Consider the following 21,392-nt stretch of genomic DNA (forward strand, 5'->3'; position numbering starts at 1 on the left):
CAGGGGTCGGGGCGACATCTTGTCAGCTGCCGGGCGGCGCTGATTGCTCCGGTCCGGGCGAGTTTGATAACGATCAGGTAACGCACATGGGGAACTCAGGAGATTGACATTATAATGAAGTCAACTTCATCCGTATATATGTCGATATCAGCTCCACCCCGATGCGCTCGCGTGACGTTCGGCCGAGGCATCCCTGACTGATCAGAATCAGGTGACTCATGCCCTCTCTGCACACCTCCCGGCGACCCTACTGGCGCGTCAGTCTCCGCGAGATGTGGCGGCAGGCTGCTCATACTCCCATCTTCAAGACCGTGGCCGGGGCGCTGGCTCTGGCGCTCGCGGTCGGGCTCGGCGTCGTTGCCGGCGTCATCGTGCCGGCAGGTGAGGCTGAGGCCAAGCCCATCACGCCGATGTCGCAGCGCTACAACGCCACTGTCAACGGCGACTTCCTCATGGTGGGCAATGGTGCCCTCGAGTGCGATAAGACGAAACCGACATGGCGCACCGATGCCAACTGCACCGGCCTGCACGGCGGCTCCGCGAGCGACTCTCCGAATGACTTCCTGTGGATGAAGAACAGCGTCAACGGTGCTGCCGGCATGGGTGCGAACTCCTCCTCAGCGAGCGTCACCGTGCCGGCCGGAGCGAAAGTCGTCAAAGCGCAGCTGTACTGGTCGGGCAACACCGGCTACGTCAACGGGGTCGCCGGTGTGCGCTGCACGGCAAACGCGCGCGGCACCCTGCCGAACTGGGTGGCCAGTGAGGGCAGCCCGCAGTCGACGCGGCCGCGCATCTCCGTCGCCGGCAGCGCACCGGTGTCGGTCGATGTCGGGCGCTACACGCAGGAGAGCAACGCTGACCTGGGCAGCAACGGCATTCAGTACTACTCCGCCTCAGCCGACGTCACCGCACAGTTCGCCAATGTGCCCACCGGTTCAGCACAGACCGTGACGGTCGGTAACCTGTGGTCGGTCCAGGGATACGGCTGCTACACCGGCTGGTCGCTGGCGGTCGTGTACGACTTCGGCACATTCGTGCCCGGCAACGCCGCCGCCGCGGCCCGCACTGTCATTCTCTACGACGGTCACGTCCGCAAACAGCCGGGCGAGCAGTCGGAGAACGTCACGTTCGACGGCTTCACCGCCCAAGGCCCGGGAGCGCGCGCCGGGTTCAGCCTGTATGAAGGTGACCGCTCGATCAGCGGCGATACCGCCCGCTACCGGACATCGAGCAGCCCGACGCTGCGCGAGATCCCCAACCCCTACGGGGAGACCGGCAACATCGGTGTGTCCCGGGCTGAAGGCTCTCAGAACTACCGGTCGTACCCGAACTCGAATCCCTTCGTCAACGCCAGCGTCGACGTGCTCACCGCATCGCCGCCCAACGTCAGGGAGGGCGACACGAGCGCCACGCTCAGCCTGTCGACGACCGGTGACTCGTACCTGCTGCAGAACTCGATCTTCTCCGTGCCCACTGGTGCGGTGCGCATCAAAAAGAGCTTCAATGGCACCGACGATACGCAAACCGTCAAGCAGGGGGAGCGGCCGAGCTACACGATCACCGTCACCAACAGCGGATCCACGGAACTGAGAAACGTCCGGGTCGAAGACCCTGCAGCCCCGGAGTGCGCCCGCACGATCGGAAGTATGCCGGCACCGCCTGCTGACGGATATGAGCAGACCTACACCTGTGAGGGCCCGGAGACAACGCAACCGCTGACGAACACCGCCTCAGTGAAGGCGACCACGCCGAACGGCGCTGACCTGGCATCCAGTGATACGAGCCAGGTCGAGACAGCTGGCATCGACGTCTCGAAGAACGCCGATCCCACCGTGGTCCCGGCAGGCGAGGACGTCACCTGGACGATCTCGGTGACCAACAGCGGATCCGTGCCGCTGGAGAACGTCACCATCGAAGACAGCGTGCTGGACTCCTGTGACCAGTCAGGCCTGTCGCTGGCACCGTACGAGTCTCGCGAGTTCACCTGCAGCGGCCCGGTCACCGGTGTCACGACCAACAAGGTCACCGCCACCGGTGAGGCCGGATCGCTCACCGTCTCCGACGAAGCGACCGCCAGCGCCTCGGCGATCGCCCTGCAGCTGCAGAAGCAGGCCGGTGCGTTCACCGACGTCGACAACTCCGGCACCCAGAACGCCGGCGACACCATCGAATACACCTTCAAGCTGACGAACTCGGGCTCGGCACCGCTGACGAACCTGTCAGTCTCCGACCCGAAGATCGGTGACATCACCTGCCCATCGGACACCACCCTCGGCGTGGGTGAGAGCGTCGACTGCACGGCAGCGACCTACACCCTCACGCAGGCGGACGTCGATGCCGGCAAGGTCGACAACACCGCCACAGCCGAAGCGACCGACCCGAACGGAATCGCCACAGCGAAAGCCGAGAGCTCAGCGACCGCAGAGATCTCCTCGATCTCCTCGATCAACCTGCAGAAGTCCGCTTCGCAGATCACCTCTCCCGACGGCACTCCGCGCGAACCCGAAGACGTGGTTCCCGGCGACACGATCACCTACTCCTTCAGCGTGACGAACACCGGCACCTCGACCCTGCGCGACGTCCGGCTCACCGATGAGCTGCTCGGCATCGACAATGTCGCCTGCCCGATTCCCGGCGGAGCGCTGGCCCCGGGTGAGACCGTCGAATGCCCGTCGGAAACCCACACGATCACGCAGGCTGACCTCGACGATGAAAAGCTGGAGAACACCGCCACCGCAACGGCCCAGCCGCCGCTGGGCGACCGGATCTCCAACGACTCCAGCATCACCGTGCCGGTCGGCAGCGACGCCGGTGCACTGCAGCTGATCAAATCGATCACCGGCGGCAGCGATGCCGACGGCAACGGCCGCGTCAGCGCCGGTGACACCGCTGAATACAGCTTCACTGTCACCAACACCGGCAACGTCACACTGCGAGATCTGGCCATCAGCGACCCGCAGGCACAAGGCGACATCACCTGTGAGGCGACGTCACTCGCCCCGCGCGAATCGACCACCTGCACCGGCGCGTTCCACGTCCTCACCCAGGGCGACCTCGACTCCGGATCGTTCACCAACACCGCCACAGCCACCGGCATGACTCCGCTGAACCAGGAGGTCAGCGCCGAGGACAGCGTCACCGGCATGGTGACCCCGGCCTCGGGCAACAAGCTGACGAAGACCGTCGCCGACATCCCCGAGGGAGCAGGCGCAGGAACCGACGTGGAGTACACCTTCACCATCGAGAACACCGGCGAGACCACGCTGCGCAACGTCACACTCGAGGACAACCGCCTCGACGCCCCGGCCACCTGCGACCCGGACACGACGACACTCGCCCCGGGAGAGACGCTGACGTGCACCGGCACGCACGCGCTGACCCAGGACGAAGTCGACGCCGGAGTGGTGAGCAACGACGCGCTCGCCACCGGCACCCCGGACAAGGGCGACTCGGTCACCTCCGATGACCACACCGCAGCAGTCATCCCGACGGAACCGAGCATGTCGGCGATGAAGTCCTCCGGTGAGATCGTCGACGCCAACAACAACGGCCACGTCGATGCCGGGGACACCGTCGACTTCAGCATCACGGTGAAGAACACCTCGACCGTGACGCTGACCGACCTGCGCGTCGAAGACCCGCTCATCTCCGATGAGCCGCTGGAATGCGGCACGACGACGATCGCTCCGCTCGATGAAGTCGTCTGCGGGCCGTTCACCTACACGCTCACGCAGGCTGACATCGACGCCGGCATCGTCCTCAACACTGCCGATGTCGAGGTCACGGCGCCCGGCGGCGATAACCTCACCGAGGACCCGGCTAAGGCCGTGCCAGTCGAACGGAAGCCGGACCTGACGGTGGACAAGACCGCCTCAGATCTGCGCGATCTCGACGGCAACGGACCAGACCCCGGCGACGCGCTCGACTACAGCTTCACGGTCACCAACACCGGCAACACGACTATCACCGACATCGAACTCACTGACCATATGCTCGGTGGAAAGCTGAGCTGTGGAACGGAGTTCCCGGCCTCCCTGACGCCAGGGGCGTCGGCGACATGCGGGCCATTCGAGTACTTCCTCAGCCAGGACGACGTCGACGGCGAAGGCGTGCGCAACACGGTGACCGTCACCGGTGACGGACAGGGGACTCCGGTCGAGGATGACGACGAGGTGCTCACGCCGATCACCGGCGCGAAGACGGCCTTGTCACTGGAGAAGACCGGCGAGCACACCGATGTCAACGGCAACGGCCTCATCGACGCCGGTGACACGGTTGCCTACACGTTTGAGGTGCGCAACACCGGCGCTATCACGATCACTGACCTCGCGCTCAACGACCCCCGCCTCGGCGGCGCGATCGACTGTCCCGAGGAGGTGCTCGCCTCCGGTTCCCGGATGGCCTGCACAGGCACGAGTCTGACGATCACGCAGGAGGACATCGACTCCGGTTCGGTCGACAATACCGCGACGGTCACCGGTAACCCGAGCAACGGCGCCGACGAGGTCAGCGCCGAGGACAGCTTCACGCTGCCGGTCTCAGGCCAGCCGTCGTTCACCCTGGAGAAGACCGCAGCCGATGGTGAGGATCGGGACGGCTCCGGCACTGCGAGTGCCGGCGACACCATCGACTACTCGTTCACCGTGACTAACACCGGCACCGTCACGATCTCGGATCTCACCATCGACGATCCGCTTCTCGACGTGGTCACCTGCGACCCGTCTGCTGTGGCTCCCGGGGAGTCCGTCACCTGCACGGCAGCGCCGTATGTGCTGACCCAGGCCGACGTCGACGCCGGAGAGGTGACGAACACCGCGACCCTGACCGGGAACGGGCCGCAGGATTCCGATCCGGAGCCGGTCACGGATTCGGTCACAGTCCCGCTGCTGGGCGCACCGGACATCAGCCTGGTCAAGTCCGGCGGCCGGCCGATCGACGAGAACGGCAGCGAAGTTGGCCAGGACACGAGCAACCCGGCACAGGAGGGCGACCGGATTCCGTACACCTTCGAGGTGACGAACACCGGCAATGTCACTCTGACCGATCTCGTGCTCACCGATGACACCATCAGTTCTGACCCGATCAGCTGTGAGGCCGACAGCCTCGCACCCGGTGCGTCGACGACCTGCGGGCCAGTGCACTACACGCTGACGCAGGACGATGTGAATGCCCGGCACGTCGTCAACTCCGCGACCGTGGTCGGATCCGCCCCCGATGGAGAGAAGCCCGGGGCCACCGACTCGGTGGACACCTCGTTCTCCGGACGTGCAGCCCTGACTCTGGTCAAGGGCAACAACGGGGTCAACGACCTCGACGGCAACAACTTCGATGCCGGCGACACGATCGACTGGACGTTCACCGTCCAAAACACCGGCACTCAGACCGTCAGCGACATCCGGATCGACGACGAGCTGCTGGCCGGCAGCACGATCACGTGTGCGTCGACCGAGCTGGATCCCGGCGAGCAGACGGAGTGCGCCGTCGATCCGGCCTATGAGCTCACGCAGGCCGACATCGACGCGGGCATCGTCGTGAACACGGCTGTCGCCCGTGGCACTTTCGACGGGTCCGACATCGTCTCCCCGGAGACCGAATCGACGGTCCGGTTCACCGGATACGGCGGCTTCGACTTCGCCAAGACCGCCGGCGAGGTCGTCGACGCCAACGGCAGCGGCCGCACCGATGCCGGCGACACCATCACCTATGGCTTCCGCCTGACGAACACCGGCAACACGACCCTGACCTCAGCGGTGCTGACCGATGCGCTCATCGGGCCTGAGTCATGGGCCTGCCCGCTGCCGGACGGCGGGCTGGCACCCGGTGCCGGCGTGGACTGCCCGGAGCAGACGTATACGCTCACGCAGGCCGACATCGACGCCGGTGAGGTGACGAACCGGGCAACACTTTCCGTCGACGGGCCTGGCAGGGTGCCTGCCGATGAGACTGACGAGATCACCACGGAGCTTGAGACCGCAACGGAGATCTCGCTTGAGAAGTCGGTGACCGAACCGGTGGACACCAACGGCGACGGCCGGGTGAGTGCCGGCGACCAGGTCGAGTACTCGTTCGAACTGACCAACACCGGTGTCACGACGCTCACGCGGGCAACCCTGACCGACGAGAAGCTCGGCCTCGACGGGGTTGAGTGCGCGCTGCCCGACGCGGGGCTGGCGCCAGGGGCGAAGGCCTCCTGTGACAGCGTGACCTACACGCTCACCCAGGCAGACATCGACGCCGGAAAGGTGACCAACACGGCCACCGTCACCGGCACCGACACCTCGGGCACCACCACCTCGGGCGAGGACGACGCCGAGCGCACGTTCACCGCCGAGACCGCCCTGAACCTGGAGAAGCGGGCCGGCGCCGTCACCGACGCCAACGACAACGGCCGCATCGACGCCGGTGACACGATCGACTACACGTTCACCATCACCAACACCGGTGCGACGACGCTCGATGCGATCAGCCTCGACGACCCGCTGCTCGGCGGCGACGTCAGCTGCCCGGCCCTGCCCGATGAGGGATTGGCGCCAGGCGAGTCGCTCGAGTGCGGACCGCACACGTACACGATCACGCAGGACGACGTCGATGCCGGTGAGGTGACGAACACCGCGACCGCCGGCGGTGAGCGCGAGGCCGGGGACAACCCGCCGGACGCCACCGACGAGACGCGCACGCCGATCGACGGCAGCGCGAGCCTGGCGGTGACCAAGACCGCCGGCGACATCGTCGACGCCAACGGCAGCGGCAAGGTCGATGCCGGCGACACGATCGAGTACACGGTCGCCGTCGAGAACACCGGCATCCTCACCGTCCGCGACGTCACCGTCACCGACCCGCTGCTCGGCGGGGAGATGACCGACTGCAGCCCAGCCGCCCCGGCCACGCTGCAGCCCGGTGACGACCCACTGACCTGCACCGGCACCTACACGCTCACGGCTGCCGACCTCGACCGCGGATCGGTGGAGAACACCGCCAAGGCGACCGGCACCTCAGGACCGGACGACGCACCGGTCGAGGACGAGAACACGATCACGACCCCGGTCGACGGCAGCGCTGCAGTCGCGCTGTCGAAGACCGCAGGCGCGGTCGAGGACACCAACGGCAGCGGCCGCATCGACGCCGGCGACCAGGTGAGCTACACGTTCACCATCACCAACACCGGTGACGTCGGCCTGCGCAGCGCCACCCTGACCGACCCGAAGCTCGGCCTCGACGGGCACGACTGCCAGCTGGCAGACACCCTCGAGCCAGGCGAATCGGCAGAGTGCCAGGCGCCGGCCTACACGCTCACGCAGGAGGACATCGACGCCGGAACGGTGGAGAACACCGCGACGGTCGATGCCGTCGACACCCGCGACCGCACGGTCAGCGCCGACGATTCGGCAGACTTGACCTTCGATCGGGAAGGCGGCGTCGAGCTGAAGAAGGAAGCCGGCGAGGTCACCGACGTCGACGGCGACGGCATCGGAGCCGGGGACACGATCTCCTACACCTTCACCGTCACCAACACCGGCACGACGACTCTGACCGACATCGCGGTCACCGACCCGCTGCTCGAGGGCACTGAGGTCACCTGCGCGCAGACGACCCTGGCACCAGGGGAGTCGACGCAGTGCGGCCCGGTCGACTACGAGCTCACGCAGGCTGACGCTGATGTCGGCGAGGTGACCAACTCCGCGAACGTCACCGGCAAGCGGCCGGACGGTGAGACCGAGACCGACGAGGACTCGATCACGACACCGGTTCCGGCGGAGAAGTCGGTCAAGCTGGAGAAGCACGCCGAGGGTCCGAAGGACACCAACGGCAGCGGCAAGGCCGACGCCGGCGACACAATCGAGTACAGCTTCACCGTCACCAACGACGGCCATGTCACGCTGACCGAGATCGTCATCGACGATCCGCTGCTCGGCGGCGAGATGGCCTGCGACATCGGCACGCTGGCACCTGGCGAATCAGCCGAGTGCGGACCGTACCCGTACACCATCACCGCCGAGGACGTCGAGCGCGGCGAGGTCACCAACGACGCCACGGTCATCGGCATCCCGGACGACGGCGACGATGACGACGGCGGCCGCGATGATGATGACGATGACGGTGGCCGTGACGACGACGATGACGGTGGTCGTGACGATGATGACGACGATGGCAAGGGCGACGACGATGGCCGCGATGACGACAAGCGCGACGATCACGACAAGCCCGAGCCGCCGCCGACCGAGGACGACGACTCGAAGAAGATCGAGACGGACAAGCTGCCGCGCACCGGCACGGAGATCGCCGCGATGGCGCTCCTGGCCGCCCTGCTCATCGGAGCCGGCGTGAGCGCCGTGCTCGTGATCCGCAGGCGCGGGCGCAGCTGACCGGCCGCAGGGAGGGGCAACCGCGCCCGAGGCGGTGGTTGCCTCTCCAGCACCGGTCAGGTCGGCGAAGTGGGCTGGTGCCGTAGGGGCGGGGCGCAGTCTGACAGCACACACGGGCGGTGAGTCGTGAAGACTCACCGCCCGTGGCGTGTGTGCGCAGAGATGTCAGGGGCTGTCAGTGTCAGAGATCAACCGGGCCCTGCCGACAACTTCAGTCCACAGCGATCAGATGCTGCTGGTCAGTGTGCGCGGCGTCGGCGGCTGCGGCCGAGGATGAAGACGACGAGGCCGATGGCCACGGCGGCGATGCCAACGAGTCCGCCGATCGCCCAGGCTGAACCGGTCGCGCTGGCCATATCGGTGGCATCGTCATCGGCGCTGTCAGCGCTCGTCTCGGCCGGCCCACCGGTTTCCCCGCCGCCGGGGTCCTTGGCACTGATGGCATCGTCAGCGGCGGACTCATCACCACCGGGAGCTCGCGGGACCGGGTCGGCGTAATTGTAGTGCGGGTTCTGGCCGCTGCCGTCACCTGTGGGAGCCCAGTCGTCACCCGCCTGTCCGGGCACGCGCACGGACCGGCGGCCGTTGCCGCTGTTCGGGTCCTCCGGACTGCTCGGTGGTGCCGTCGATTCTGGGCTGTCGTCCTCGCGCGGCTCAGAGTCCCGTCGCGGGTCGTCATCACCCGGGGAATCGTCCTCTGGTGGACCGTTGGTCGGCTCCGGCGAGGGCTCAGTCGTCGGCTCATCTGTGGGCTCGTCCGATGGGCCCTGCGTCGGGTCGTCAGTCGGTGACGGCGAGGGATCCTCGAACGGCGAGGTGGACACCTTGGCAGTCTGGTCGATCTTCGTGATCTCCGGCTTGCCATCGGCGATCGTCATCTCGATGTCGGGGTCTTTGCTGAAGTAATACCGCTCAGCTTTTCCGGTTGCTGGCAGCGGGATATTCGAACCGAATGCCGGAGCGAGGGCCCCACCCTCAACGATCTTGCACGAGTGTTCTTCTCCGCCGAGGGTGCAGTCAAACGGCTCGGACTTGTCCACAGCTTTCGAACCCGGGCGGTCCGCGTGGACAATGCGAACCCAGCCGCCTTCTTCCCCGCGGTAGTGGGACTTCGCCTTAACGACCTTGTCCTCGTCCGGATCCGCTTCCTTCGTCTTCTCATCCGGAGCCGGATCCTCCGTCCGCGTCGACACCCCACTGGGAGAAACTCCGTCAGAAACGGTCGGGGCACCGGTCGCAGTTTCAGCAGGCTCGGACGCGCCGGGCACGGCGCCGGTGAGCGGGACGATCAGGGCGGCACCGACGGCAGCCGCAGCGGCAGCGCGTGCTGGGGCGGTGTGGTGTCCTGAACGTCGGATATGCATCTGTCCTATTGAGCTCGTCTGCAGAATTCTTCGCCGGTCACGTCTCTGAGCGCGAGAACGCATCGTCGGCTAACAGTATGGTAACGGTCGGCCAGGGGCCGAACCAAAGTGAAACATGCGAGGCGGGGCCTCATTCCCGTGGCCCGGAGGCATCCGGAGAGGCCCCGGTACGCTACTGACCGGTCACTGCTCACTGCGGTATCCCACCACTCGATCGGCGCCCTCCCGGGTGATGGCGTAGCCGTCGGCGGCGGTGACGGCCAGCAGATTCGTGCGCACCTTCCAGGCAGTGTCGGCACTGACGAGAACCGGGGTATTGTCGATGACGGCCGGTACCACATGGCCGCGCGGTTCAGAGAAGCGGGCGTTGGACTCCGAACCGTCGCGCACGAGCAGTCCGTCCTCCATCGAGAACAGGTACGGGCCGATGACGGCAAATTGGTAGCCCTGCCCGCGCACCCAGTCGGCCTCGCCGACGGTGTCCGTCGTCGTCGACACGGTCGAGGCGATCGTGCCATCGGACAGCGAATGGACGACGAGCTGGATCCGGTGCCCGGAGTTCGTGCTTGCCCCCGGCTGACCCCACAGTGTCACAACCTTGCCGTGTCCGGCGGTGACCCAGCGGATGATCTGCAGATCATCGCGCGGGGCCTCCAGGTCGAGCGTGCGCTCCTCACCGGACTCGACATCGGTGACTGTGAGCGGGCCGCCGAATGTCGCACTGACGAGATCTCCGCCGTCAAGGGCCATCGGCGTGGAGCCGGCAGCCGGCGTCGGCAGACGGGTGAGCCCGCCCCGGGCGAAGGTCGAGAGCTCATCACCGTTCTTGATGAGCACATTCGTCCCCGCCGACGAGATCCTTGCACCACTCGGCAGCTCGTACTCATACGGCTCATGGCTGCCGTCGACCAGCGCGTAGGCGCGATCGCCGATCCGCCACACAAGCGAAGGCCGGCCGTCGATGACGGTGTCGACAGCAAAGCTCGGCGGCTCGTCGATGTCGGTCTCAAATCGCTGCTGGCCGGTGCGTGCGTCGAGCACCTGCAGCTGGGAGTTCGTGACGACGACGACCCCGCGCGAAGTGGCCGTGACCGAGGCGTGGAGCGGGATCGTCTCCTCCCACGCCGGGACGGCCTCGAAGCCGGGCACCGCACTGCTGCCGGTGGCCATCGAGAGGCTCCGCTGCGTCGCCGCTCTATGCGCGGCGGGAATGCTCTCGGGTGCCTGGCTCTCCGGGGTGCCGATGATGCGCGGCATGATGTAGGCGGCCAAGGCGATGATGAGGAGGATCGCGAGCACCAGCGTGGGAACGGTGAACCCGCTCATCTGCAGCCTGCTGCGTGCCCGCTTGGCCCGGCGCCGAGGTGCGCCGGCCCGAGCCTGGCGCCTGCCCGCCTGCTGTCGGCTGGGGCCGCGACGGGACTTCTGCTCGGGGATCGAGCCGGTCGGCGGGCCGGTCGGGTCGGCCGGACCGGAGAACCGGTCGCGCACCGGATAGTCGGCCTGTGCCTCGGGGCCGGTGAGCGGTGGCTGCGGAGCGTGAGCACCGCTGCCGCTGCCCTCAGGATCCTCGCCGTCGTCACCCTGCCCTGTCTCTGCGGTGCCATCAGCCGCGGAGGCGACCTCCGCCTCGGGCACGGTGCGCAGCCGGCCGGAGGCGTCGATGTTCAGAGTCCGCTCGGCCCCGTGGTCGTCGAGCTTCACGGTGAGCTCGCTGCCCTGCTCGCGCGCCAGCGCCGTCAGGTGCGCGATCGCAGCCCCGACATCGGGGTGCTGCGACGTCGTGCCGGCGGCCGTGACCTGCACGGTCCGGTCGGCGGCGACGCGCACGTGCGCAATGGGCATGGACAGTTACCTCGGAGGATGCGTGGGGAAGGGGTCGATCCCAGTGTAGGGACACGATTCGCTGAAAGCCCTGGCCGAGTCCGAATAGTTATCTGGCAGCGATCCGATCGTGTCCTGCGCACCGGAGAGCGGACCGGCAGCCCGGTTTGCTCTTCGCCGGGTGAGGACCTAAGATGGTCGATGCTGTCTGAAGGCAGTGATGGTGGCTATAGCTCAGTTGGTAGAGCACCGCGTTGTGGTCGCGGGGGTCGCGGGTTCAAGCCCCGTTAGCCACCCCAGTTGCGAAGCCCTGCAGATCCGGACGCCCTCCGGGACTGCAGGGCTTTGCCTGTGCCCGGGTCGGTCGGAAGCCCGCTGGCTGTGCTCAGCTGATGCCGATCTCGTCGAGGACTCCGCAGAGGGCGCGGCGCTGAGCTGCTGAAAGACCGCGGATCGGCAGCGGCAGGCAACCAGGCTGCACAAGACCGAGATGTTCGGCGATCGCGGCTGTGACCCGCAGGCTGCCGTGCTCGGCGAAGAGGTGCCACAGCGGCGTGAGCCGCGCGGACTCGGCATCTGCGCCGCTGTCATCGCCGGCCTGGATTGCGCGGATGATTGGCCAGGCGAGCTGCGGCAGAGTGCCGGCGATGACCGAATACCAGGCGTCACAGCCGGCAGACAGGGCTGTGGCGGCGGACGCATCGCCGGAGATGCCGATGGTGACGTCAGCCGGCACCGCCGCACGGATCGCTGCAAGTTGCGCGGAGGCGGCTGTCGACTCAGCCGGCAGCGGAGGGATCTTAATCGAGACGACCTGCGGCATCGCGGCGATGCGCGCATACAGCCTGAGGCTGAAGTCGGCACGGGTGGTTCCGGGATTGTCGTACACGATGACCGGCAGTCCACTGCGCTCGCACACCTCGGCGAAGAGACCCGCGACCTCGTCTTCGGTCAGCGGCTGATACGTCATCGGCGCCAGCAGTACGGCCGCGGCGCCGGCCGCCTCGGCAGCGGCGAGGTTCTCCAGCACCTGCGAGGTCCGCAACGCGCCGATGCCGATGATCACCGGAGTCGAACCGGCGTGCCGGCAGGCCAGCTGAGCGACACGGGCCCGCTCGCCGGCGGTGAGGTAGGCGTAGGATCCGGTCGACCCGAGCACCGCGATCGAGTCGACGTCCGCGTCGGCCAGCCGTTCGACAAGAGCGCTGAACGCGGTCTCATCGAGCCGATCGTCATGCAGCGGCGTGAGCGGGAACGCGCTCAGTCCGCACACGGGTGGGGCGGCCGCCTCAGGCCGGGTGCCGGACACCAGTGCTGAACTCAGCGCCCGCTCAGCACCTGACGCCGGTGCTGAGCCGTGCGGTGGCGGGCCGGCCGGCTTCGGCGACGTCTGCGGAGTGTATGAATCGAGGCCGTTGTCCATGACCTCACTCTACGGCCGGGCAGCGACGCGTACGTGGCATATCTCACGACTCTTCTCATTCTCTGCACACGAGAGACTCAGCACTGCCCAGGCCAGCAACGGCATCCCACGTGCTCTACCGCCGACACCGGACAACACTCAGCTGCCGGACAACGGCTGAGGATCGGGGGGATTTCCCCACCTGAAGCGGCGGTCAGCTTCATTCTGGACCGGCGCGGCAGCGGCGAGAGTGGAAGCACAGCTTCGACTACGAGGAGTCGCCGCCATGAGCATTCCGGCCGCCGCCACCGCACCGACCCCCAGCCCGAACGAGCCTGCCGGCGACCGCCTGGAGGCTGCTGCGAGCATCCCCGCTGACGTCACCGCCATCGGCGCGGTCCTGCTGGCGATCAGCACCGCGGCGGTAGTGCCGTTCTGGTTCGGCGCCGATCCGCGGCTCCTGCCGCTCGTCATCCTCGCTGTCGCCTGGACTCCGGCGCTCGTATGCTTCATCGCACATCGCATCACTCGTCGCCGCGCCGCGCCCGAGGCGGTGGTGGGCTTCCGTCAGCAGGCTGCGCTGACGACCGGGCATCCGTGGCGCGGCAGCCTCGCAGCGGTCTTAGTGCTGCTGTCAGTTGCGGCGGTGTCGACTGGCATCGGGGCGCTGGCCGGCTGGCAGCCGCTGGACATCGGCGCAGACGCGCTCGCGGTGCTGACGCTGCTGCCGCTGGCAGCAGGGCTGATGGTCGCCCAGGTCACAGGCGAGGAGATCGCCTGGCGCGGCTACCTGCACACCCGGCTGGCTGGCCTCGGCGCCGCCACGGCGGCCGGGGCGATCGCGGTGTTCTGGGTGATCTGGCACGCCCCGCTCCTGTTGACGTACCTGCACCTGGGGGAGATGAGCGAACGGGCTGTCATCGTCACGCTCATGAATCTCGGGGTCGCGTCGCTGACACTGTCCGCGACGCGAGGGCTGAGCGGTTCGGTGATCCCGGCGATCATCGCCCACACGGTGCTCAACACCGTCTTCGTCTTCATCGCCTCGAACGTCGCGGTTGCGCAGACGAGCCTGTCAGCAACCGCGTTCTGGCTCACCGCCGCCACCGGCTGGGCGTGCTGGGCGACCGCAGCACTCGGTCTGGCGATCGCCCAGCAGCGCTGCTCGCGCCGGCAGGCTCAGCTCAGCTTCTGATCCTCCGTGTGCTCGGCCTCAGCATCGGCCGAGGCCGAGGCTTCGCCAACGTCGCCGACCCGTCGACCGCGCAGCCGGCCGATCATCGTGTAGACGAGAGCGGCGGCGAGCACGACGTAGAGGATGATCGACAGCGGCGAGGAGAAGAAGGTGGTGTAGCTGCCGCCCGAGCTCAGCAGTGCATCGCGGAAGTTCGTCTCCGCCAGCGGGCCGAGCACCATCCCGATCATGAGCGGGGCCAGCGGTACGCCGTAGCGGCGAAGCACGAGACCGAGGACGGCGATGATGAGCAGCAGCGCCAGGTCGAACACCGACGAGGAGGTGGCATAGACGCCCAGGCCGCAGAACACGGCGATGCCGGCGTACAGGTGCGGGGCCGGGATCTTCATGAGGCTCGCCCACACGCTGGCCAGCGGCAGGTTGAGGATGAGCAGCACGATCATCGCGATGAAGAACGACGCCAGCAGGGCCCATACGAGCTCTGGCGCTCGGTCGAACAGCAGCGGGCCCGGCTGCAGACCGAACTGGCGCAGTGCTGCGAGCATGATCGCCGCGGTCGCTGAGATCGGCAGGCCGAGAGCCAGCAGCGCACCGATGGCCATCGCCGTCGTCGCGTTTCCTGCCGCCTCGGGGCCGGCGATGCCGCGGATGGCACCGCGGCCGAACTGCGGGTCCTTGCGGTTCTTGTCCAGCCGCTTTTCCAGCCCGTAGGACAGGAAGGTCGGCACATCGGCACCGCCGACGGGGATGACGCCGAACGGCAGGCCGATCGCGGTGCCGCGCAGCCAGGCCGGCATCGACTCGCGGAACTCCGTTCGCGACAGGAACGGCCGGCCGGTCTCAGGGGTCTGCGTCAGGTGCTCGGTGCGCCGGATCCGGGAGGCGATGTGGAACACCTCACCGAGGGCGAGGATCGCGACGGTGACGGTGACGAGTGAGATGCCGTCGAACAGTCCGGGCAGACCGAAGGTCATCCTCTCGGTGCCGGAGACCGAGTCGATGCCCACCAGTGAAATGCCCACGCCGAGCACGAGGGCCGAAAGCCCCTTGAGCACCGAATCGGCCACGACCGAGGATGTCGCGACGAACGCGAAGAGGGCCAGGGCGGTGTATTCGGCTGGACCGAAGTTCGTAGCGAAGTCCGCCAGCGCCGGAGCGAAGAACACGACGACGACCGAGGAGACGATGCCGCCGATGAACGCGCCGATCGCCGCGGCCGCCAGCGCCTGCGGGGCGCGGCCTGCTTTGGCCATCCGGTGCCCTTCGATCGAGGTGGCGATCGCAGAAGGCTGGCCGGGGGTGCCAGCGAGGATGCCCATCGTCGAGTCGCCGAACAGCCCGCCGAAGTACACCCCGGACATGAGGATGAGCGCACCGGCCGGATCGAGGGCGAAGGTCATCGGCAGCAGCAGCGCGACCGCCATCGACGAGCCCAGGCCGGGCAGCACGCCGACAGCGGTGCCGAGCAGGCAGCCGACGAACACCCACAGGAGGTTCATCGGGGTGACGGCTTCGGCGAAGCCGCCGAAGAGGGACATGAGACTGTCAAGCATCACAGACCTCCGAGGATGCCCGAGGGCAGGTTGAGACCGAGCGAGACGCCGAGGGCCAGGTAGATGATCGAGGACACGGTGAGCGCGACCGTTGCATCGAACAGCGGCTTCGTCGAGCCCATCGCGCGCGTGACGCACCAGTACAGGCCCGCGGCGGCGAGGATCCAGCCGAGCGGTTCGAGAAGGAGCACGAAGCCGGCGAACCCGCCGATCGCCCACGCTAAGGACGCGTAGTCGCTGAAGGTGCGGTAGCGGCCCCGGGCCGCGGCGATGTCATCCGGATCGGCTGAGGCGCCGCCGGCGACCGCCCCGCCGGCCTCGACCGGGGCCTCGGGCGTGCGGATATAGGCGATGGTCAGCAGCGCGGCGAGCAGATAGCTGGCGATTGCGATGACCATCGGCACGAACTGCGGGCCGGGCTTGTCGGCATCCTCGGCGACCTGCATCGTCAGCACGCCGTAGAGCATGTACGTTCCGAAGGCGGCCATGATGAGCGCGAGGACGAGCCCGGAGCGGCCGGTCCACCAGGACCTGCCGCCGGCTGCGCCCGCGCTGGCTCCCGCGCCCCCGCCCGCGGCAGCGGTGCGGTGCGCGCCCGAGGTGTGGGCTCCGGTGTGTGCAGGGGTCTCGTTCACAGTCCCAGCTCCTCAAGCAGCTCGGCAGTGTTCTTCTGGTCCTCGGCGAGGAAGTCCTCGAACTCCTCACCGGTCATCCACGCATCAGTCCAGGAGTTGCGCTGGAGCGCGTCCTTCCATTCCTCGCTGTTGCGGGTTTCCTCGAGCATTGCGATGAGTTCGGATTTCTCCTCATCAGTGATGCCGGGGGCGGCGAGCATGCCGCGCCAGTTGCCCATGACGACGTCAACGCCCTGGTCGACCATCGGCTCGACGTCGACGCCATCGAGCGGTCCCGGCGAGGTCAGCCCGAGTGCTTTGATGCGGCCGGCCTCGATCTGGTCGGAGACCTCGTTGTAGCCGGTCGAGGCGACATCGGTGGTGTCGGAGAGCAGCGTCTGGATCGCCTCACCGCCACCGGACTTCGGGATGTAGGTGATGTCCCTGCCGTCGATTCCGGCTTCCTGCGCCAGGCGGGCGATAACCTGGTGATCGAGCGAGCCGGCCGAACCGCCGGTCCAGCGGAAGCCGCTCGGATTGTCCTTCCATGCCTCGAGCAGACCGGGGATGTCGTCATACGGAGCATCGACCGGGGCGATGACGACGTCGTAGTCCTCCGCCATCCGGGCCAGCAGGGTGACGTCGTCGAAGCCGACCGGGGAGTCGTTGAGCTCGATGCCGCCGGTCATCGCCGAGCCGGTCGCCATGATCGTCGAAGCCTCACCGTGCATGGTGGAGAAGCGGCCCAGGCCGATCGTGCCGCCGGCACCGGGGATGTTGACGACTTGGGCGTTGCGGGCGACGCCGGACAGGCGCATCGCCTGCTGCTGCTCGCGCACGAAGGAATCCCAGCCGCCCCCGGCTCCGGCCGGGGCGATCATCGTCAGCCCGGCGCGCAGGTCACCGGCCTGGCTGGAGGAGGAGAACGAGAAGAAGGTCGCGGTGGCGATCGAGATGACGGCGACGAACGCATAGACCGTCAGCGCGATCTTCTTTGCGCGCGGGGAGGGACCGCGCGTCTGCGTGCTGCCTGAGGTTGGTGGACTTCCCACGAGCGGCTGTGTCCTTTCGAGGTCGGCGGCGTCGGCGATGCGGCATCGTCTGCGCCATGGGCACTGACCGATAAATTCTAGGCACTTGCTCAGACTGTGTCGAGGATCATCTCAGCTCGTGCAACAGAGCTCCCTGAGCGGGTCGGACTCACCGGGCCCGAGGCGGTGGGGCGGGTATACGATGACAGCACAACCGGCAGCACACGAAAGGCGCAGGCAGACAGGCAGATGAACAGGGCACAGCAGTCCTCGCACATGTGGCTGTGGCTGCTCGTGGCAGCCGCCGTGTGCACGCAGACCGGTGTGTACCTGCTGCGGCCGGTGACGACGTACAAGCTCATCGACCTCGGCGCCGGGGCGACGTCTGTCGGGCTCGTCACCGCGATCTACGCCCTCGTTCCGCTCGTGGCGGCACTCGCCCTCGGACGGCTGTCGGATCGCACCACCCGGCTGCGGCTCATGGTCCTTGTCGGTGCGCTCATCCTCGTCGCCGGCGGCGTGCTGCTCGCGCTCGCCCAGTCACTCGTACTCGTGGCAGTGGCCAATGCGATCCTGGGCATCGGCCACCTCGTCTTCACGATCGCCGGACAGTCCTCGATCGCCCGCTATGCGCGGGCCGATCAGCTCGACTTCGGCTTCGGCTGGTTCACTGCCGCATACTCCGCCGGGCAGATGATTGGCCCGCTCGGTGTCACCCTGCTGCTCGGCAGTCAGGCTGCCACCCGGACTGGCGAGGTGTCGGTGGCGCTGTGGCTCGGTGCGATCATCACCGCTGGTGCGGTGCCGCTCATGCTCTTCAGCTCCCGGGCATTCCAGCCCCGCCAGCAGGGATCGACCGGTCCCGAGGCGGGGGCTGAGCCCGAGGCAGAGGCTGCGTCCGGGGCACCGGCCGGTCCCGAGGCGGGGGAGCGGACTGCAGACCCGCAGCCGGAGACGGACGCACCGGACACGACGGAGCCGGAGAAGGCGCGCGTGCGTTCGATCCTGTCCAACGGCGACATCCGGGCGGCGATGCTGTCGTCGCTGGCGCTGCTGGCCGTCCTCGACATCCTCGTCGCCTTCCTCCCGCTCGTCGGCGAGGAGCATGGTGTCGCCCCGGCCTGGATCGGCGTGCTGCTGGCCGTCCGCGGTGTCTCCTCGATCATCTCGCGCGTGTTCCTGCCGTACTTCTCCCACCGCTTCGACCGCAGCCTGCTCGTCTTCGTCAGCGTGCTCGGTGCCGGAGTGTCACTGATCTTCCCGCCGATCGTGCTCGACTGGATGTGGCTGGCGGCGCTGTTCATGCTCATCAGCGGGTTCTTCCTGGGGTTGGGTCAGCCGCTGACGATGGCGCTCATCACCTCAACAGTGCCTGCGGCCTGGCGCGGTTCAGCGCTGGCGCTGCGCCTGATGGGCAACCGGATCGGGCAGGTCGCGATGCCGCTCATCGCCGGTGTCGTCGCCGCTCCGGTCGGGCCTGCGGCAGCGATCTGGTGCGGGTCAGGTCTGCTCATCGCTGCGGCGGCGAATCAGTATCACCGCAACCGGGCCGGCGGTCAGGAGTGAGGACCGGCGTCTGGTTGAGGGACAGACGCGAAGCCCAGGCGCCACAGCGCCCGCCTCTCAGATCTCGAGCACCAGTTTGGCGATGCCGAAGTAGATGAGCAGACCCGAGGCGTCGACGAAGGTGGTGATGAACGGGTTGGAGAACACGGCAGGGTCAGCACGCAGCGCCTGCGCTGCCATCGGCATGACTCCACCGACGGTGGCGGCCATCGTGCACACGCAGATGAGGGTGAGCCCGATGACGAGTCCGATGTGGAAGTCATACACGGCAGTCGTGAGCAGGAATCCGAGCGTACCGAGCGAGAGGCCGAGCATGAGACCGACGAGGAACTCCCGGCCGATGACCTTGAACGAGTCCCGCGGCGACACATCGCCCAGCGCCAGAGCACGCGTGACCGTCGTCGCCGCCTGATTGCCGGTGTTGCCGCCGGTGCCGATGAGCAGCGGGACGAACACCGAGAGCACGAGCATCTGGCTCAGTGTGGCTTCGAAGACCTCCAGCACCTGCACTGTCAGCGTCGCCCCGATGGCGAGCACGAGCAGCCAGATGATGCGCGAGCGCATGAGTGTGATGACCGAGGTCGACATGTACGGCCGGCGCAGCGGCTCCGAACCGGACATGCGCGCCAGGTCCTCGGACTCCTCGTCCTCGAGCACCGTGAGCGCATCGTCGATGGTGAAGATGCCGACGAGCCGCTGCTCGGAGTCGACGACCGGCATTGCGAGCACCTTCGCCTCCGCACACCGGCGGGCAGCGGTCTCGATTGGGGTGCGGGCGTGGACCATCTCGGGCTTGACCATGAAGTCGCGCACGAGCGTGTCCGGCGCGGCTTCGATGACATCGCGCAGGCTCACCACACCGGTGACGATCCGGTCAGCGGTGAGCACCGGGATCGTGTACAGCGTCTCCGAGTCCTTCGACCGCGCCCGCACATGCTCCATCACCTCGGCAGCGCTGGCGGTCTCGAGCACGTGGATGAGCTGCGGGCTCATTCGGCGTCCGACCGAACCGCGCGGATAGCCGAGCACGATCGCCGTCAGCTCCCGCTGCGACCGATCAAGGGTGCGCAGCATCTTCGAGGCGACCCCGGCCGGCAGCTCATCGAGCAGTTCGACGGCGTCATCGGGATCGAGTTCATCGAGGACCGCGGTGACCTCTTTGTCCGTCAGTCCGTTGACGAGCTCGCCGCGCAGCTCCGCGTCGAGGGCGTCGAAGACCTGGGCGGCGCGGTCCTTCGACAGCAGCCGGTAGACCACCGCCCGATCGCGCGGGTTCATCCGCTCGATGACCGCGGTGACATCGCTGACGGTCATCTCATCGAGGGTGTGGGTCATCGCATAGACGTCGTTGCGGTCGACTGCCTCCTGCAGCGACTGCTCATAACTGGCGCGCAGCTCCTCAATCCGCATGTTCCAACACCCTCCTTCTGTCTCATCGGCGCTCAGCGGCAGGCGCTGAGTTCATCCGCATCTCCTATGCTGGGCCCATGTATGACGCGCAGCACATCGAACGCATCCGCACGACGACGAAGCGGCTCGATGCACTTCACTCCGCCAGCTACTTCTCCCCGGCGGTCGCCCGCGCGTTGGCCGAGATCGGGCTGACGCACCCCTCTGGCGGGTACTTCGCTGCGCGTTCGGCTGCGCTCGGCCGGGTGCCGGCCTCGGTCGTCGCTGCGACGTTCTACAGTTTCAACGCTGACTTTATCAGCGAGTTCGTCCCGGCCTGCTGGGATCTCGCCGCGCCCGAGGCGGTGCTTGCCGCCCGGCATCGCGGGGTCGAGAACATGATGGCTGAGATCTTCACTGCCGAGGGGGTCGAAACCGATGCGCTCGCCGATGCCGCCGCCGAGGTGCTGACGCTGCTGCAGCCGGTGCTCGAAGTGATGCTGCCCGACGGCCGGACGCTGTTCGCCGCCCATGCCGAGGCGCTGTCGGAGGGGATCGCCACCAGTGACGGCGTGCTCGCGCCGCTGACCCAGCTGTGGGCAGCGGTGACGCTGCTGCGCGAATACCGCGGTGACGGGCATATCGCTGCGCTGCTGGCTCATGATCTCACCGGTTTGGAATCGGTCATCCTGCATGTGGCCAGCGGTACGAGCTTCACCGCGCGGGCCGCGCGCCGCTCGCGCGGCTGGTCGCACGAGATCTGGGAGACCTACGTCGAGGGGCTGATCGACAACGGCCTGCTGCAGCGCGCCGGCCGGCATGCCGATGGCGAGGCGGCCGATCCGGAGCAGGTGGCCACCGGCGGGCTGGCACTGACCGATGAGGCGATCGTGCTGCGTGAGGCGATCGAGGACGCCACCGACGACACCGTCGCTCACGCGTGGAGCATGCTCGATGAGCATGAGTATGCCCGGCTGGCGGAGCTGGCGGCGCCGCTGGCGCGCACCGTGGTGAAGTCCGGGGTGTTCCCGGCGAAGGTGTTCGCGCCGGGGTCGGGAATGGTCAGGCGCCGCTGAGGCAGCACCCGGCAG

General features: G+C 67.5%; 11 protein-coding genes and 1 tRNA gene. 5 read left to right on the forward strand and 7 right to left on the reverse strand.

From position 1 onward, the window contains the following. Positions 1-218: 218 nt before the first annotated feature. Positions 219-8,363, forward strand: coding sequence for a hypothetical protein (locus M3B11_RS07970; RefSeq protein ID WP_259876801.1), 8,145 nt, complete (start codon positions 219-221; stop codon positions 8,361-8,363). A 239-nt stretch (positions 8,364-8,602) separates the two neighbouring features. On the opposite strand, the gene M3B11_RS07975 is transcribed toward M3B11_RS07970, so the two are convergent. Both M3B11_RS07975 and M3B11_RS07980 read right to left on the reverse strand, forming a co-directional pair. After that, positions 8,603-9,556, reverse strand: coding sequence for a hypothetical protein (locus M3B11_RS07975; RefSeq protein ID WP_259876803.1), 954 nt, complete (start codon positions 9,554-9,556; stop codon positions 8,603-8,605). 354 nt (positions 9,557-9,910) lie between these two features. After that, positions 9,911-11,572, reverse strand: coding sequence for a hypothetical protein (locus M3B11_RS07980; protein ID WP_259876806.1), 1,662 nt, complete (start codon positions 11,570-11,572; stop codon positions 9,911-9,913). Between the two features lie 202 nt (positions 11,573-11,774). Between M3B11_RS07980 and M3B11_RS07985 the strand changes: the two genes are divergently transcribed. Beyond that, positions 11,775-11,850: transfer RNA gene (locus tag M3B11_RS07985), tRNA-His, on the forward strand. 86 nt (positions 11,851-11,936) lie between these two features. Here the strand turns inward: M3B11_RS07985 and M3B11_RS07990 are convergent. Beyond that, positions 11,937-12,974: a dihydrodipicolinate synthase family protein gene (locus M3B11_RS07990; RefSeq protein ID WP_259876808.1), complete on the reverse strand. Its 1,038-nt coding sequence runs from the start codon at positions 12,972-12,974 to the stop codon at positions 11,937-11,939. A 265-nt stretch (positions 12,975-13,239) separates the two neighbouring features. Between M3B11_RS07990 and M3B11_RS07995 the strand changes: the two genes are divergently transcribed. Then, positions 13,240-14,148 carry a CPBP family intramembrane glutamic endopeptidase gene (locus tag M3B11_RS07995; protein ID WP_259876814.1) on the forward strand — a complete coding sequence of 303 codons (909 nt, stop codon included), beginning with the start codon at positions 13,240-13,242 and terminating at the stop codon, positions 14,146-14,148. Here the strand turns inward: M3B11_RS07995 and M3B11_RS08000 are convergent. Genes M3B11_RS08000 through M3B11_RS08010 form a run of 3 tightly spaced genes read right to left on the reverse strand, consistent with a single transcriptional unit; the run spans position 14,133 to position 17,367 of the window. Beyond that, positions 14,133-15,701, reverse strand: a complete 1,569-nt coding sequence (locus M3B11_RS08000; protein WP_259876818.1) for a tripartite tricarboxylate transporter permease — start codon at positions 15,699-15,701, stop codon at positions 14,133-14,135. The genes M3B11_RS07995 and M3B11_RS08000 overlap by 16 nt on opposite strands. Next, the gene (locus tag M3B11_RS08005; RefSeq protein WP_243743480.1) at positions 15,701-16,336 is read right to left on the reverse strand and encodes a tripartite tricarboxylate transporter TctB family protein; all 636 of its coding nucleotides are present in this window, start codon (positions 16,334-16,336) and stop codon (positions 15,701-15,703) included. The genes M3B11_RS08000 and M3B11_RS08005 overlap by 1 nt, the downstream gene beginning before the upstream one ends. Next, positions 16,333-17,367, reverse strand: coding sequence for a tripartite tricarboxylate transporter substrate binding protein (locus M3B11_RS08010; RefSeq protein WP_259876837.1), 1,035 nt, complete (start codon positions 17,365-17,367; stop codon positions 16,333-16,335). The genes M3B11_RS08005 and M3B11_RS08010 overlap by 4 nt, the downstream gene beginning before the upstream one ends. A 228-nt stretch (positions 17,368-17,595) precedes the next feature. Between M3B11_RS08010 and M3B11_RS08015 the strand changes: the two genes are divergently transcribed. Then, positions 17,596-18,912, forward strand: coding sequence for an MFS transporter (locus M3B11_RS08015; protein ID WP_254221210.1), 1,317 nt, complete (start codon positions 17,596-17,598; stop codon positions 18,910-18,912). Positions 18,913-18,969: 57 nt separating this feature from the next. Here M3B11_RS08015 and mgtE read toward each other — a convergent pair whose 3' ends face one another. Next, positions 18,970-20,322, reverse strand: coding sequence for a magnesium transporter (mgtE, locus tag M3B11_RS08020; RefSeq protein WP_259876840.1), 1,353 nt, complete (start codon positions 20,320-20,322; stop codon positions 18,970-18,972). Between the two features lie 77 nt (positions 20,323-20,399). Between mgtE and M3B11_RS08025 the strand changes: the two genes are divergently transcribed. Next, positions 20,400-21,377 carry an SCO6745 family protein gene (locus tag M3B11_RS08025; protein WP_259876842.1) on the forward strand — a complete coding sequence of 326 codons (978 nt, stop codon included), beginning with the start codon at positions 20,400-20,402 and terminating at the stop codon, positions 21,375-21,377. Positions 21,378-21,392: the final 15 nt, after the last annotated feature.

Origin of the sequence: Brevibacterium sp. p3-SID960 (assembly GCF_025144725.1) — a bacterium.
Lineage (GTDB): Bacteria > Actinomycetota > Actinomycetes > Actinomycetales > Brevibacteriaceae > Brevibacterium.

Coding starts and splice junctions, on each gene's coding strand:
- M3B11_RS08025 (WP_259876842.1), top strand. CDS start 20,400: ATGTATGACGCGCAGCACATCGAACGCATCCGCACGACGACGAAGCGG.
- M3B11_RS07990 (WP_259876808.1), bottom strand. CDS start 12,974: ATGGACAACGGCCTCGATTCATACACTCCGCAGACGTCGCCGAAGCCG.
- mgtE (WP_259876840.1), bottom strand. CDS start 20,322: ATGCGGATTGAGGAGCTGCGCGCCAGTTATGAGCAGTCGCTGCAGGAG.
- M3B11_RS07980 (WP_259876806.1), bottom strand. CDS start 11,572: ATGCCCATTGCGCACGTGCGCGTCGCCGCCGACCGGACCGTGCAGGTC.
- M3B11_RS07970 (WP_259876801.1), top strand. CDS start 219: ATGCCCTCTCTGCACACCTCCCGGCGACCCTACTGGCGCGTCAGTCTC.
- M3B11_RS07995 (WP_259876814.1), top strand. CDS start 13,240: ATGAGCATTCCGGCCGCCGCCACCGCACCGACCCCCAGCCCGAACGAG.
- M3B11_RS08000 (WP_259876818.1), bottom strand. CDS start 15,701: ATGCTTGACAGTCTCATGTCCCTCTTCGGCGGCTTCGCCGAAGCCGTC.
- M3B11_RS08015 (WP_254221210.1), top strand. CDS start 17,596: ATGAACAGGGCACAGCAGTCCTCGCACATGTGGCTGTGGCTGCTCGTG.